General features: G+C 66.8%; 18 protein-coding genes. All 18 read left to right on the plus strand.

Annotated features, from left to right (window positions below):
* Positions 1-102 precede the first annotated feature (102 nt).
* Positions 103-339 carry a hypothetical protein gene (locus tag OSB52_RS16025; protein ID WP_266062678.1) on the plus strand — a complete coding sequence of 79 codons (237 nt, stop codon included), beginning with the start codon at positions 103-105 and terminating at the stop codon, positions 337-339.
* Positions 336-515: a hypothetical protein gene (locus tag OSB52_RS16030; RefSeq protein WP_266062679.1), complete on the plus strand. Its 180-nt coding sequence runs from the start codon at positions 336-338 to the stop codon at positions 513-515. The genes OSB52_RS16025 and OSB52_RS16030 overlap by 4 nt, the downstream gene beginning before the upstream one ends.
* A complete protein-coding gene (locus tag OSB52_RS16035) occupies positions 512-688 on the plus strand; it encodes a hypothetical protein (RefSeq protein WP_266062680.1) in 177 nt (58 codons plus the stop codon). The genes OSB52_RS16030 and OSB52_RS16035 overlap by 4 nt, the downstream gene beginning before the upstream one ends.
* On the plus strand, positions 685-1008 hold the full coding sequence (locus tag OSB52_RS16040) for a hypothetical protein (protein ID WP_266062681.1): 324 nt from the start codon (positions 685-687) through the stop codon (positions 1006-1008). Before OSB52_RS16035 ends, OSB52_RS16040 begins: the two co-directional genes overlap by 4 nt.
* On the plus strand, positions 1005-1253 hold the full coding sequence (locus tag OSB52_RS16045; RefSeq protein WP_266062682.1) for a hypothetical protein: 249 nt from the start codon (positions 1005-1007) through the stop codon (positions 1251-1253). Before OSB52_RS16040 ends, OSB52_RS16045 begins: the two co-directional genes overlap by 4 nt.
* Positions 1254-2377: 1124 nt before the next feature.
* Entirely contained in the window at positions 2378-3751 is a 1374-nt protein-coding gene (locus OSB52_RS16050; RefSeq protein WP_266062715.1) for a DNA primase family protein, read from the plus strand.
* Positions 3752-4203: 452 nt separating this feature from the next.
* Positions 4204-4527: a WhiB family transcriptional regulator gene (locus tag OSB52_RS16055; RefSeq protein ID WP_266062683.1), complete on the plus strand. Its 324-nt coding sequence runs from the start codon at positions 4204-4206 to the stop codon at positions 4525-4527.
* Positions 4528-4529: 2 nt separating this feature from the next.
* Positions 4530-8399: a phage tail tape measure protein gene (locus OSB52_RS16060; RefSeq protein WP_266062684.1), complete on the plus strand. Its 3870-nt coding sequence runs from the start codon at positions 4530-4532 to the stop codon at positions 8397-8399.
* Entirely contained in the window at positions 8399-8686 is a 288-nt protein-coding gene (locus OSB52_RS16065; protein WP_266062686.1) for a hypothetical protein, read from the plus strand. The genes OSB52_RS16060 and OSB52_RS16065 overlap by 1 nt, the downstream gene beginning before the upstream one ends.
* 38 nt (positions 8687-8724) lie before the next feature.
* Entirely contained in the window at positions 8725-9066 is a 342-nt protein-coding gene (locus OSB52_RS16070; protein WP_266062687.1) for a hypothetical protein, read from the plus strand.
* Positions 9066-9224 (plus strand): hypothetical protein, encoded by a 159-nt coding sequence (locus OSB52_RS16075; RefSeq protein WP_266062688.1) that lies wholly within the window; start codon positions 9066-9068, stop codon positions 9222-9224. Before OSB52_RS16070 ends, OSB52_RS16075 begins: the two co-directional genes overlap by 1 nt.
* Positions 9211-9819, plus strand: coding sequence for a hypothetical protein (locus OSB52_RS16080; protein WP_266062689.1), 609 nt, complete (start codon positions 9211-9213; stop codon positions 9817-9819). Before OSB52_RS16075 ends, OSB52_RS16080 begins: the two co-directional genes overlap by 14 nt.
* Before the next feature lie 2 nt (positions 9820-9821).
* The gene (locus tag OSB52_RS16085; RefSeq protein ID WP_266062690.1) at positions 9822-10097 is read left to right on the plus strand and encodes a hypothetical protein; all 276 of its coding nucleotides are present in this window, start codon (positions 9822-9824) and stop codon (positions 10095-10097) included.
* The gene (locus tag OSB52_RS16090) at positions 10078-10575 is read left to right on the plus strand and encodes a hypothetical protein (protein WP_266062691.1); all 498 of its coding nucleotides are present in this window, start codon (positions 10078-10080) and stop codon (positions 10573-10575) included. The genes OSB52_RS16085 and OSB52_RS16090 overlap by 20 nt, the downstream gene beginning before the upstream one ends.
* A complete protein-coding gene (locus OSB52_RS16095) occupies positions 10559-12049 on the plus strand; it encodes a terminase large subunit domain-containing protein (protein WP_266062692.1) in 1491 nt (496 codons plus the stop codon). The genes OSB52_RS16090 and OSB52_RS16095 overlap by 17 nt, the downstream gene beginning before the upstream one ends.
* Before the next feature lie 212 nt (positions 12050-12261).
* Positions 12262-12723 carry a P-loop NTPase family protein gene (locus OSB52_RS16100; protein ID WP_266062693.1) on the plus strand — a complete coding sequence of 154 codons (462 nt, stop codon included), beginning with the start codon at positions 12262-12264 and terminating at the stop codon, positions 12721-12723.
* Entirely contained in the window at positions 12707-13234 is a 528-nt protein-coding gene (locus tag OSB52_RS16105; protein WP_266062694.1) for a helix-turn-helix domain-containing protein, read from the plus strand. Before OSB52_RS16100 ends, OSB52_RS16105 begins: the two co-directional genes overlap by 17 nt.
* Complete coding sequence (locus OSB52_RS16110) at positions 13231-13677, plus strand: hypothetical protein (RefSeq protein WP_266062695.1); 447 nt, start codon at positions 13231-13233, stop codon at positions 13675-13677. Before OSB52_RS16105 ends, OSB52_RS16110 begins: the two co-directional genes overlap by 4 nt.
* Positions 13678-13968 lie beyond the last annotated feature (291 nt).

The following is a 13968-nucleotide window of genomic DNA, read 5'->3' on the forward strand; positions in this document are numbered from 1 at the left end:
CCGCGGCGCGAGCACGACAACAGACAAAAAAATGACCGGCCAGAGCACCAACCTCTGACCGGTCCAGATCAGACCACCAACGCCACCGAAGGAAGAACTGACATGACCACGATAACCCACACCGAGCAGCAAACGGGCAATCCTGCGTTCGCCAGCGGCTACCGCCGCGCGACCAATGACCTCGCAGCGCTGGACCTCGAGCCCAAGACTCAGCGCGAGGTCGCCAGGATCATCGCTCGCCAGATCCCGTTCGGCGGCCCCGATCACCGCTGGGGGTACCGCTCGGCACTCGTCGACCTCGTCAACCGCGAGCACACCGTATCGGCGGTGAACCGATGACCGTCGAAACCTGGGGACTGCGCACCGGCTCGGCCGTCTGGGTCGGCATCCATGGCCGCGAAACCGTCCCCTGTCGCATCGTCCGCTTTCGGCGCGACTGCGTCGTCGTCCGCTGGGGCGACGGCACCACCGACGAAGTCCACCCCGACGATCTGCGCCAGGAGGTCGCCCGATGACCCGCGACGACTGGATCGACCGCCTCGCCGAGGCGTTAGACGCCTTCGAGGCACGCCAGCACACCACCGAGCAGTTGGCAGCGTTCGCGGTCTACCTGGAAACGCTCAACGGCACCCACGGGCAACCGAAAGCACCGCGGCTCCACCTTGTGACTGGTGGTGACGCCTCATGACGACGGCTACATACCGCAACCTGTCCGACCGCCGCGACGACGTGATGATGGACCGCGAGTGCATCGCGCTGCTCACTGGCGCCGACGTCGAGGACATCCCATCGGCGGAAGCGCTCGATTGGCCGGCGGCATTGCTGCGCAACGGTCGTCGGCGTCTCAAGGAGTACGAGGCCATCACCGGCCGCTCGAACCCCGACATTCGCGATCTGCTCGTCCACTACGCCCAGCGCGACGGCGTCGAACTGGTGCGCCTGGTCGGCGAGGACATGCAGACGGTGGTCGTCGCAGGACCAACACCAACAGGAGGCGATGCCGCATGAGCTGGCAGACGTTCGACACACGACGACGAGACGGCCGCTACGGGCCGTGGGCGATTGTCAACGGCCGGCGCATCAGCGCCGACGTCATCTTGATGCAGCGCGAAGAGGACACCGGCAGCACGCGCGTGGTGCTGGGTTTCCTCTGCGGCCTCGAATACGTGCCCGCCGAGAAGATCCCCGGCTGGTCGGGCGAGATCAGTACCGAGCTGCCGTACACCGTCCTTGAGCCGGTGAAGCCCGCGTGACGGCGGCATCTCATGACAACGGGCTCGTCGAGGACACCACCTCGGCGGGCTCGTCGTCGCCTGCCCTGCGCCAAGTCATCGACTTTGCCACACTGCTGGATCTGCTCGGACACAAGAGTTTCACCGCGATCGGGGTCAAGTCAGTCGGCAGCGACTTCGAGGCAATGATCACCACGGCCGCCGATGCGGCCGGCATGGCTGACGTCGCCGACTCCGACGTGTGGTTCGGCGTCAATCCGGTCGAAGGTCCTGTTCGCCGAGGGCGCGGCAACGAGCAGCAGGTGACCGCGCTCACCTGCCTGTGGGCCGATCTCGACGTGAAGCCGGGTGCGTGTCCTGATCTGGCCACTGCACACTCGCTCGTCGACGACATCAGCATCCTCATCGGCTCCAAGCCGTCAGCCGTCATCTACTCCGGCCACGGACTGCAACCCCTGTGGCTCGTCGACGCCGCGGACTCGGCGATCTCCACCGAGGACGAGCGACAGCGCGCCGCATCCACCGTGCGCCGCTGGGGACGCCTGGTGGCGATGGCCGCCGCGAAACGGTCCATCGAGGTCGATTCGGTCTTCGATCTGCCCCGCGTGCTCCGCGTTCCGGGCACGCGCAACCACAAGGCCGAACCGACGCTGGTCTTCGCGCTCAGCGACATCGGCCGCCCGCTGTCGCTCGACGAGATCACCGACCGCCTCGACGAATACGCCGTCGTCGACCCGAAGCACACCGACACGCTCGACCAGCCCGTCGACACCAGCAGCTACCAGTGGGCCGAAACCACCTGCGGCTACACGCACACCATGATCACCCGCTGGCGTGACGACGTGCCGAAGGCGGGGCGGCATCAGTGGCTGCTCGGTCAGTTCACCCGCCTGGCCGCCGCACGCCGCTACGGCTGCCTCACCGCCGCCGACCACGCCAAGGGTGTACGCACCCTCGACGCCCGCATGCGCGAGCTGTGCGCCCAGGGCGAGCCGCGACCGGTGCCGCCGAGTGAGATCGCTGATGCCCAGTCCTGGGGCGAGATGACCGCGGCCTTCATGACCGACGACGCGGTGCGCGACAGCGAACTCGGCGGCCACCTGCACACCCGCGACATGATCCCCGACAACGTGAGCGAGCTGGCGATGACGCACGCCTCGACGACGATCCCCGACCATCCGGTGGCCAAGAGCGAGATCCACCGCGGACAGGTGCGCATGGCCTACCGCCTCGCGGCCGTCTACGGCGGCAAACTGCTCCACGTCACCGGCCTCGGCTGGCACCGTTGGGACGGGCAACGCTGGGCCTACGACGACACCGGGGCGGCCAGCCGCGCGGTCCTCGACATCCTCGAACGCGCCTGGCTTGAAGCGCGCGACGACAGGGATCTCGCCACCGATGTACGCAAGTGCGAGTCCCACGCGGGCATCACCGGCGTCCTCGGCATAGCCGGGGCGCTAACCCAGTTCGCGGCGACCGTGCGCGATCTCGACGCCGACCCCTACCTCATCAACACCGCCAGCGGCACACTCGATCTGCGCACCGGCACGCTACGGCCCCACGACCCCGCCGACAGGATCACCAAGGTCACCCGCGCCGCCGTCGACGATGGCCCCGGCCACGGCTGGTCGGCGTTCCTCGAACGTGTGCTGCCCGACCCCGAGGTCCGCGAATACCTACAGCGGGTGGCCGGCGTCGGGCTGCTCGGCAAGGTCAACGAACACATCCTCGCGATCCTCACCGGCACCGGCGCCAACGGCAAAGGCACGTTCTACAAGGCGCTGTGCTGGGCGCTGGGCGACTACGCCAGCACCGTCGAGCCGGATCTGTTCATGCATCGACCCGGCGCGCATCCCACCGGCGAGATGGACCTCATGGGGCGGCGCGTCGTCGTCGTCAGCGAGTCGGAGAAAGACCGGCGGCTGGCCGAGGCGACCATGAAGCGACTCACCGGCGGCGACACCATTAGGGCGCGGCGTATGCGCCAGGACTTCGTCGAGTTCGAGCCCTCGCACACTCCCCTGCTCATCACTAACCATCTGCCGAAGGTATCCGGCGACGACCCAGCGATCTGGCGGCGACTGCGCGTCATCCCGTTCTCGGTCGAGATCCCGCCGGCCGAGCGCGACAAGACACTCGACGAACGCCTGCAGGTCGAAGCCGACGCCATCCTCGCGTGGGCGATCGCCGGATGGCACGACTACCGGCAGCGCGGAGACCTCGCCGAGCCCGCGGCGGTCGTGGTGGCCACCGACGACTACCAGAAGTCCGCCGATGCGGTGTCCCGGTTCATCGACGAATGCTGCGTCACGACGAGTCCCGCGCAGAAAGCCACCGTCGGGCAGCTCTTCGAGGCGTGGGAGAAGTGGCGCGCCGAGGACGGAACCGAATCGATCAGCCGCAAGGCGTTCGGCCTGTCCCTCGATCAGCACGGATACCCCGTCACCCAGGTCTCGAACGGTAAGCGGTGGCGCTCAGGAATCGCTCTGTCAGCCGAAGAAATGGAGGCCGCATCGTGACGATCAGTGCGTGTAGTGCGCGTGTACAGGTTCGTCCTACGTGTGCGCACACAGGAGTTCATACATATGTCGCGCACTATGCGCACTTTCCCAGGTCAGCGGACTTTGGCGGTGCGGCATGAGTCGACGACCAACACTCAGTTCACGTCTGCACTCCCTCGGCGGCAAAGCCAAGCTCGGCACATTCGACCGCGAAGAAGAGGACCAGCTCGCCGAGCTGCTCGACCTGTTCGGCGGCTGGGTCAACCGTCGGCCTCGTCGTGCGCGAATGATGCGCGCAACCTCTCCGTCCCCCCGGTGGCCTCGGACTTCCGAAACGTCGCGCACACGCACGAGCCCGCTGACAGCGACAGCCGACGTGACCACCGTGTGACCACCGATTCGCTGACCAGCACGGATGACACTGCCAGCGGATATGTAATCCGCAGGTCGAGCGAGCAGGACGGTGACCAGTGAGCCGCCCCGCGAGCATCCACGATCCCGGCATCGTCCCGTTGCTGTCAGCACTGCTGGCCGGCACCCCCAAGCTCGACGGTGCCCGCTGCATCGAGCGGCCTGACCTGTTCGACCCGCGCGACCGCGGCGAACCGTTGAAGGCAGCCCGCGCCCGCCACCAGCAGGCCGCCGCACTCTGCGATTCCTGCCCCTCAGTCGCCCTCTGCCGAGCTTGGGCGGCCACCCAGCCGCGAGAGCTACACCGTGCCGTCGTCGGCGGCATACGACCCCGCCTCGCAGGCGAGCACACCACCCCCGCACCTCAACTGATTGGAGCTTGACCATGGCACTCGATGTTGGAGGCCTCAAGGCCACCCTGGAGCTCGACACCCGCCAGTTCAAACAGGATCTCGCCAAGGCCCGCGAAGAATTCCTCGACGTCGGCCGCACCGCCGAGAAGGCCGGCACCTCCACCGCCAAGGCGTTCGACGGCACCGGCAACGACATCAGCCGGGAAGCCGACCGCGCGCAGAAGGGCCTGTCGTCGGCATTCACCAAGGCCGAGGGCGATGCCCGTACCTCGGCGGGCGGCATCACCGACGCCTTCCGTAAGGCTGGCAGCGACAGCGGCGATTCGTTCAAGTCCTCGCTGTCGGGCATGGTGTCGGCCGCTGGCGACTCCGGCGGGCAGGCTGGCCTCGGCTTTGTCGATGGCTTCGCCCCCCGCATCGCCTCCCTCGGCAGCAAGGCAGGCCCCATCGGCGCCGCCCTGGCCGGCACGGCCGCCCTGGGCCTGGCAGCGGGCACCCTGCTGGCCGACCAAGTCCAGAAGGGCTTCGAACTCCAACAGCAGCGCGGGCGGACCTCGGCACAGTTCGGCTGGACCGACCAGCAGATGGAGCAGGCAGGCGCAGCGGCGGCCGACGCCTACACCGGCGTCTTCGGTGACAGCGTCAACGAGAACATGCGGGCGGCAGGCCTGGCGATGCAGTCGGGGTTGCTCGACGGCAATGCGACGGCCGAGCAGATCCAGCCGGTCATCGAGAAGTTGCAGACGGTGTCGGGTCTGATGGAGACCGACGTCACCGAAACCGCCCGGGCCGCGGGTCAGGCGGTGCGTACCGGGCTGGCCGACAACGCCACCCAAGCCCTCGACCTGATGACCGCCGCCCAGCAGAAGGGCCTCAACCTGTCGGGCGATCTCACCGACACGCTCATCGAGTACGGTACCCAGTTCCGCAAGGTGGGCTTGGACGGGCAGGACGCTCTCGGCCTGATCAACCAAGCGTGGCAAGCTGGCGCCCGCGATACCGATATCGCCGCGGATGCCATCAAGGAGTTCACCATCCGCGCCACCGATGGCTCGGAACAGACGGCAGGGGCCTTGGAGGGCCTGGGGCTCAACGTCGGCGAGATCACCGACCAGCTCGCCCAAGGTGGTGACGGTGCTCGCGCCGGTCTCGACACCATCCTCGACAAGCTGCGCGAGATGCCGGCCAGCGTGGAGAAGAATCAGATCGCCGCAGCGCTCTTCGGTGGTCAGTGGGAAGACCTCGGCGCCGCGTTCGACCACTTCGACCTGTCGAACGCGCGCGACCAACTGGGCCAGGTCGGCGGGGCGGCAGACGACGCCGCCGACCGGATGGTCAACGGGGCGACCTCGATCGAAGGCCTCAAGCGCACCGTCGAGGTCGCGTCGAACGAGATGCAAGTGGCACTCGCCGAGGGGTTCGGCCCGGTCGTGGCGAGCATCGCCGACGGCATCATGACCCACAAAGACGACATCATCGCCTTCTTCGCCGACAGCGCGGCGGCGGCACTCGATTTCGGCATCGGCATGGGCAACACGGCGGCGGCGGTCCTGCACATCTGGGGCACCACCACCGGCGGCATCGCCGACATGGTCGGTTCGATGGTCGAGTCGATCGGGTCGGGCATGGCGCTGATCGGCGGCATGATCTCGCATATCCCTGGTCTCGGCGGTATCGGCGACGACCTCGAAGAGGCCGGCCACAAAGCCCGCGGCATGGGCGATGCGATCGCAGGCATGGGCGAAAGCGCGCACGGCGCAGCCAATTTCATCGCCGACGAACTGGTGCCGGGGATGGCCAGCGCACGCGACTCGATCAGCGCCACCGGGGATGAGGCCCGCGACACCGCCGCCGGCATGGACATCCTCACCGCCTCGGTGATCGGTATCCCAGACGAGAAAACCATCCTCATCAACGACAACAGCCCCGAGACCAAGGCTCGCCTCGACGAGCTGGGGTTCAAGGTCGAGACGCTGCCCGACGGCACCGTGCGGGTGACCGCCGACACCGAGCAGGGCGAACGCACGATGGACGAGTTCGTCAACCGACCCCGCAGCGCCAAGGTGGTGGTCTACGCGGTCGACGAGAACGGCAACTCGGTCACCATGAACTCGCAGTTCGGTCAGGGCCTCGGCGTACTCAAGCGCGCCGGTGGTGGACCGATCAACGGTCCCGGCGGGCCTCGCGACGACATGGTGCCACTGTGGGGTTCGGCCGGCGAATTCATGCAGCAGGCCGCCGCGGTCGACCACTACGGCCTCGGGTTCATGCACGCGGTCAATAACCGACGCTTCCCGAAGGGACTGGCGAAGGGCTACGCGGGCGGTGGGCCGATCGGCTACGGGCTGCCCGCCGGCAGCGGCGGCGGCGCCGACTTCCCCGACTGGATCGACGCGATGGGCGCCCAGTACGGCGTCACCCCGTCCACCTACGCCGGTCATCAGGAGTCCGACCGCGGCGAAGCGGGCTACGCCCCGAACCCGCAGGGACTCAACCGGGGCATCGACTGGTCTGGCTCGGTCGGCCAGATGCAGGCGTTCGCCGAGGCGATGATGGCCGCCGCCCCGGGTGATCCGTCGATCGAACAAGTCATCTGGATGAACCCGCAGACGGGCCAGAAACTCGGCTGGCACGGCCGCAGCCCCGACACCGACGGCAGCTACTACGCCGCCGACTACAGCGGCCACACCGACCACGTCCACACACGGTTCAGCGCCCAGGTCGGCGCACAGGCCCCCGTATCGGGCGTCCCCGGCGTGTCAACGGTTCCGCTGACCCAGAACCCCGACGGCACCTGGACATCGCCAGACCCGGCGTGGGCAGCCCTGATCGCCCGGGAATCCGGCGGTGACCCCGACATCGTGCAGGGCATCCAAGACGCCAACTCTGGCGGCAACGAAGCCTCTGGCCTGTTCCAGATCGCGCGGGGCACCTGGTCGGGTTACGGCGGCACCGAGTTCGCCGCAACCGCCGGTCAGGCCACCCCCGAGCAGCAGGCCGAAGTTGCCGCGCGCATCTTCAACGCCGAGGGCGGCAGCCCCTGGGGTTCAGGTCTGCCCGGTCGCGAGGACGAGGCCGGGTTGCGGGCAGGACTGACCACCACGTCGGCAGCGGGCCCGGGAACCGACCTCGCCGCCGCGACCGCCGGCGTGCAGCCGGTGATGGTCACCAACTGGCCCAGCGGACTGACCACGACGACGGTGCCGGCACCGCGGGCACCCGAGGCCGACACCACCCCGGTCGCGACCCCCGTCGAGCCCCGCGAGCCCGACGCGTCGGTCACCTCGAAGTACTTCCCCGGCCAGGAACTCAACGTCTACGGCGGGCTCTCCGAGGACGACCTGATCAAGCAATACCCGAGCATGCACCGCTTCGGGGTCGGCGGCACCATCCCCGGCGTCGGCGATGCCGACATCGTGCCCATGCTCGGCACCCCCGGCGAGGAGGTCATCACCAAGAAGGCCGCCCAGCGGTGGCGACCACTACTCAAGGCCATCAACTCCGGCGCACTGCCCGGTTACGCCAACGGCGGCACCATCGGCGGGTTCGCCGGCTACACCGACTCGTCGAGTGACGTCATGGCGCCGAACAACCTGTACGACTGGCTTGGCCTCGGCGTGGGCGCCGGATTCGCGGGCCTGTCGGTCGTCGAACCGTATGCCCAGTCCGCGATCTCGGGCAAGTGGAACCTCGGCAGCATCACCCCGCAGATCAACACCGGCACCAACACCTCGGCGATCGCCTCCGACGTCATCAACGAGGTCGGCGGCCAACTCATGGAGGTGCTGCAGGTGATCGCCGCCAACACCGCCGAAGGTAAGAACGTCACCGTCCGCGTCGAGCAGAAGAGCCCCGGATTCAATGCCCCGCAGTTGTCGGCGATGGCCAACGGGGTCGGCTGATGAGTCACCGACCCCGACGCGCCAAGCGGCTCAGCCACAGCTACGGCGTCACCACGTCCCCGCGGGAGGGCCGCGCCCAGGCGCTCGACTTCATCGCCGCCTACTGCGACGGCGCGGTCATCGATCTCGGATTCGACGTCGACGAGAACACCGCGGTCCTGCTCGGCGGCCTCGCCCACTACGCCCACGCCTACGCACAGATGATGTGGCCCGACCTCGACGACACGGCACGCGCTGCCGCGCTGCGACTCTCAGCACGCCAGGTGAGAGCCAAACACACAGCCTGACAACAGGATTCAGCACCCCCAACAGAAGGAGAAACATCATGACCAGCCCCGACGTGCACCACATCAGCACCTACCGCGCCGGCGGAATCCACGCCGACCTCGGCTTCGTCGACACCGACGGTGTCTATCACTTCGCCAACGGCCGCCGCGTGCTCGCCAACGGCGATGCCCTCGACCCCACCGGCACCAAGGTCGCCAGCAACGCGGTCGTCCTCGCCGACGGCACCCTACGTCGCGGCGACGGCCCCCAGGACGGCCTCGACGCCGCAGCGAACACCGCCAACGCCAAGCACAGCGTCGACAGCCGGTACCAGGACGCCTACGACGCCGACACCGACCTCACCCCTGCTGAGGTCTTCGCCGCGGTGGATGACGCCTGATGGCCTGGAACGACCTCGATCGTGCGATCGGCAAGGCCCTCGACGAGCGCCGCCCCGAACGCAAGGCCGACACCACCAAGACCTACACCAGCATGGCCGACGCCTTCGCCGACCACATGACCCCTAAGACCAAGGAGACGACCGATGACGACGACTGACCCGACCCTCGACACCGCCCAGACCTACGCCGAACTCGCCGAGCGAGTCCGCAACGGCGACACCACCATCACCCGCCAGCAGCTCCGTGAGGCCAAGGAGGCCGAAGAGTTCGCGGAGTTGGAGGCCGAAGCCGCCCGACGCGCTCAGCAGGCCACACAGGCCGCCGAACGCGAGTCCGGTATCGAGCAGCTCAACGCCGACTTCGAGCGCTTCGTCGGCGCCGACAGCGTCCCGGCACGCAAGGCCTACGCCAAAGCGGTCGCCGCCCTGGCTGAACTCGCCACCGCGGTCGACGACCTGCAGGCCAAACGAACAGATCTGCAGGCACAAGCATCCGCGCTCGGTGTCCCGCTGCCCTATCACAACAGGGCCATCAACCAGGGGCGCGATGGATACATCCAGTACGCGGTGACAGAGGCCAGCGGAAAACAGCAGCCGCACCCGCACCCACTGTGGTCCGACAAGCAGTTCGCCGAGCACGACGCCGCCCAGCAGCGCATCGCCGAGGAACAGGAACGCCGCCGCGGCGAGCACGAGAAGAACCACGAGATCGTCGTCGACCACGGCTTCGGCAACTACACGCGGCGCTTCTAACGATGACCTCCTCGACCGTCGAGCAGCCCGGGCGACAGGAGGCCATCGCCCGGGCGCTCGATGTCATCGCCCAAGCCCTCGACCCCCTCGACGGCGAACACACCCGGCTGCGCTGCCACCCCGACGACGCCGGCTGGATCGCCGCGCTGATCAACTTCGCCGCCCAACGCGAACGCGAGACCAACCCCGATCTCGACGACCTCCACATCGCCGCCAGCCTGCGCGGCACCGCCAACCTACTCCGAGAGGTGGGAACCCTTGGCATCCAACCAACCTGACCAGAACAGCGACGGCAACGTCGTGCCCATCGGCAGCAAAGGACCCGCCCGCGGCTACTCGTGGGAACCGTTCAAGGCCAACCACACCAAGAGCATCAAGCACGGCGCCCGCTCCGAGCGGATGATCACGCCGCTGGCCGAGGTGATCGGCAACAGCCTCCTCGAACAGCACAGCCGACTGCGTGACCCGCTCTACCGCGAAGCGGTCCTCGAATACGCCCGCGTGCTCGCCCAGGTCGAACTCTTGCAGGCCTACGTCGACGAACACGGCATGTTCCGCGAGGACGGCACCACCAACGGCGCCGCCGACTACCTGCTGCGTGTGCGCAAACACGCCAGCAACCTCGCCGACCGCCTCGGATTGACCCCGCTGGCCAACGCACGCCTCGGCAAAGACACCGCCGCCGCCCAGTTCGACGTCGCCAAGCTGATGGCCGAGATCGCGAAACAGGAGAACAGCCGTGACGACAGCGCCTGACATCACCGCCGACGACTTCCGCGCCGGCCTACGCTCGGCCGACAAATTCGCCGAACACCTCGTCGGACAACCACTGTGGCCCCACCAGCGCGACATGGTCACCAACCCCGCCCGCTACCGGATGATGTGCGCCGGCCGCCAGGTCGGCAAGTCCCGCGCACTGGCCATCGAAGCCCTGCACACCGCCTACACCCGCCCCGGCTCGCTGACCCTGCTCATCTCCGCGGGAGAAACCGCCTCGCTGCGCCTGCTCGAAGAATGCGCGTCGCTCGCGATGGGCTCGCCGATGCTGTCGGGTTCGGTCCTCGACGACCATAAGAAGCAACTGACCCTGTCCACCGGGTCGCGGATCATCTCGGTACCAGCCTCCCAGAAACAGATCCGCGGCTGGCCGGTCGACCTGCTCATCATCGACGAGGCCGGATTCGTCGACAACGAGATCTGGCGCGCCGCCGAACCGGCCATCATCGCCCGCCCCGGCAGCCGCATCATCCTGTCGTCGTCACCGTGGGGCGGCATCGACCACTTCTTCCGCCAGCTCTGGAACCGCGGCATGACCGCCCCCGACGAGCGCTACGCCTCATTCCACTGGCCGACCTCGCTCAACCCGAACGTGTCGGCCGACGACCTCGCCGCCATCCAGGAACGCGAACCGTCGCACTACTTCAACCGCGAATACCTCGCCGAGTGGACCGACGAGGCCGGCGCCTTCTTCACCACCACCGAGATCGACGAGGCCACCGCGCCGTACACGCTGCTCGACCCGATGACCGCCCGCAGCGACTACCGCGTCGTCGGCGGCATCGACTACGGCATGGCCCACGACGCCAACGCGGTGGTCTACCTGGCTGCCTCCGGCGACCCCGACCTCAACGCAAACCGCTACGGCGACGACCCCGTCTTCTGGATACCGGCCATTGAGCAGCACTACCGCATGGCCTACGCCGACTTCATCGACCGACTCGTCGACCACTCCCGACACCTGCACGTGCAGCGGTTCATCTCCGAGACCAACGGCGTCGGCGCCATGCCCACCCAGATCCTGCGCGACCGCATCACCCAACAGACGATGGCCGGCGGCCGTCACAGCATGGTCAACGCCGTCACCACCACCGCAGCCCGCAAGAACGCCGGATTCAGCCGCATCAAGGTACTCCTGCAGCAAGGCCGCCTCGTCCTGCCCCAGCATCCTGACCTGCTACGCCAGCTCCACGCACTGACCTACGAACAGATGGACAGCGGCACCCTGAAGATCTCGGTACCCGAGAATATCGGCCACGACGACCTCGCGATGGCCCTGATGCAGGCCGCCTCGGTCATCAACACCAACAGCGCCAGCGCGATCGCCTGGCCATCAACACTCGGCGGCAGCGGCGACATCCTGTCGACCGCTCGCGGCACACGCATCCCGACTCAGCCATCATGCAGCCCCAACGAATCAATCTTCTGGGGCGGCAAGGGCGACAAGGTCTGAGAGGCATCATGAAGATGATCGCGGCCACTGGTGAATCCCACTGTTGTGATTCACTTTTGGCGACAGTATGGCGATCATCACCGGAATAACACCGCTCGGCGTGCGTTATCCTGGTGTGGACACGGACTTTAGTAGCGGCTAAAGTCTCGCCAATGGCCTGCGTAGAGCGGAGGTTGGTATTCAGAGGGCAGATACATGATGTGGAGTGCGCCGTGCGGACGGACATGTCGTGTCCTGCGGGACAGTTCCTCGATGCACTCAAGCGAGGCGTGTGGGAGCCCGACCCCGACGCCGAGTCCATCCCCAGCGACGAACAGCTTGAGGACTGGGCATGTTTGCTGAACGCGATCAAGTTTTGGGCGAACGAGGGAGAACCACAGTACACCCGTACCGTCGAGTACCTTCGTAGCGGAATTTGGGAATTCAAGCGAGGCGCGAAACGCCTCTCCTTTTACGACACTGACGGCAATGGTAGCTACACCGAGAAGCGTAAGCTTCAGCACTTCAGTGAGTCGGAGCACCCTGACAGCGACTACTGGTATATCCCCGACTTCGACCAGCAGATTCGTCTCGGTCACGCCTTCCCGAAAGTCGGACAGAAGACCGAACCGGACGACCTGCAAGACGCCGAAGTGGTCCGAGAGGAGGACTTGGAACATGACCGACAGGAATAGTTCGCTGTATGACGAGGTCGCGGCGACCGACGTGGGTGCCCAATCATTGGCAGCCGCCGATCTGGCAGGTCAAGTCATGCGTCTACTCGAACAAGCCGTTCGAGAAGCTGGCGTCGATCAGAAAACGCTCGCTTCCCGCTTGGGCGTCACCGAGGGCCGCGTGTCGCAGGTTCTGAATGGCGATGGCAACCTTCGAGTCGCCGCAGTTGGTCGCTACCTTCGCGCGCTCGGATACGAGGTCACCCTGTCAGCCAAGCCTGTTGATGGCGATGGCGAAGACCTGCCCAAACGGCGGAGCCGATCGGAAACGAAGAACCCCGCCGGCGCCGAATGGCGCGGAATATTGGCCGGTGACCTGACTGACGTTGGTCTCGCGCGCTCGTACACTACGGCGATGGAAATCGGCTTGCCGATGGCGAGCCTCCGCTGTAGCGAACTGAGTATGACAGTTGTCGACGGCAATTGGGGCAACTTCGACGCGTTTGGCATGGAAGTCGCAGACTACCGATGAGCGAAGCCGGCAATATTCGGCAGATCGACGACCCACACGATCTGCTCGAGCTGGTCGAGCTGACCGACGTTCGGTTCTACGAGAGCGCGGCGAAGCGACGACTTGACGGATCTGAGCGTGGTGACGATACATTCCGGGTTGCAGTGCGCCACGACGATCAGGAGCTCGAAATCCGTTGCCGGACACGTATCGAGTCCGACGCCGCGACATTCATCGCGGACGCCGGCGCTGTATATCAACTAACCGAGCCTGTTGAAATATCACCCCAGGCGCTAGAGACGTTCGTAGGGCGCGTCGGCGTAATGGCCGTGTATCCGTTTCTTCGCGAAGCGGTCAGTCAGGGGGCTGCGCGACTGACTGTAGCCCGGCCGTTGCTGCCTATGCTGGTTGGCGGAAATGTCCCTCTTGAGCGCGACGAGAGTTCGCACATAGAGGATGACTGACCCTATTGGTCACACCGTGGTCACACGAGACCAATCGACAGCGGATAATCCCGGTCGACACTCGACCGCAGAAACCGCCCGCGAACTGCTCATTCTATCGACGGCGGGTGATCCTGATCGACCTCGGATGACGGCGGATTCCGTCTTTTAATCCGCAGGTCCCAGGTTCGAGCCCTGGTGGGGGCACCATCGTTGTCGGCCGACGTCGGCTACGTTCCCGATCCGGCCAGTGGTCACCGCCACCGGGCCACGGGCAGGCGCCGACCCCGGGCTACGGTCAAGCCCGTCCCC

Origin of the sequence: Gordonia aquimaris (genome assembly GCF_026262595.1) — a bacterium.
In the GTDB taxonomy this organism is placed as follows: domain Bacteria; phylum Actinomycetota; class Actinomycetes; order Mycobacteriales; family Mycobacteriaceae; genus Gordonia; species Gordonia tangerina.

Excerpts from the sequence above, each read along its gene's own strand:
- OSB52_RS16050 (WP_266062715.1), top strand. The coding sequence starts at position 2,378 with ATGACGCACGCCTCGACGACGATCCCCGACCATCCGGTGGCCAAGAGC.
- OSB52_RS16085 (WP_266062690.1), top strand. The coding sequence starts at position 9,822 with ATGACCTCCTCGACCGTCGAGCAGCCCGGGCGACAGGAGGCCATCGCC.
- OSB52_RS16065 (WP_266062686.1), top strand. The coding sequence starts at position 8,399 with ATGAGTCACCGACCCCGACGCGCCAAGCGGCTCAGCCACAGCTACGGC.
- OSB52_RS16040 (WP_266062681.1), top strand. The coding sequence starts at position 685 with ATGACGACGGCTACATACCGCAACCTGTCCGACCGCCGCGACGACGTG.
- OSB52_RS16070 (WP_266062687.1), top strand. The coding sequence starts at position 8,725 with ATGACCAGCCCCGACGTGCACCACATCAGCACCTACCGCGCCGGCGGA.
- OSB52_RS16080 (WP_266062689.1), top strand. The coding sequence starts at position 9,211 with ATGACGACGACTGACCCGACCCTCGACACCGCCCAGACCTACGCCGAA.
- OSB52_RS16025 (WP_266062678.1), top strand. The coding sequence starts at position 103 with ATGACCACGATAACCCACACCGAGCAGCAAACGGGCAATCCTGCGTTC.
- OSB52_RS16105 (WP_266062694.1), top strand. The coding sequence starts at position 12,707 with ATGACCGACAGGAATAGTTCGCTGTATGACGAGGTCGCGGCGACCGAC.
- OSB52_RS16030 (WP_266062679.1), top strand. The coding sequence starts at position 336 with ATGACCGTCGAAACCTGGGGACTGCGCACCGGCTCGGCCGTCTGGGTC.
- OSB52_RS16035 (WP_266062680.1), top strand. The coding sequence starts at position 512 with ATGACCCGCGACGACTGGATCGACCGCCTCGCCGAGGCGTTAGACGCC.
- OSB52_RS16110 (WP_266062695.1), top strand. The coding sequence starts at position 13,231 with ATGAGCGAAGCCGGCAATATTCGGCAGATCGACGACCCACACGATCTG.
- OSB52_RS16060 (WP_266062684.1), top strand. The coding sequence starts at position 4,530 with ATGGCACTCGATGTTGGAGGCCTCAAGGCCACCCTGGAGCTCGACACC.
- OSB52_RS16045 (WP_266062682.1), top strand. The coding sequence starts at position 1,005 with ATGAGCTGGCAGACGTTCGACACACGACGACGAGACGGCCGCTACGGG.
- OSB52_RS16075 (WP_266062688.1), top strand. The coding sequence starts at position 9,066 with ATGGCCTGGAACGACCTCGATCGTGCGATCGGCAAGGCCCTCGACGAG.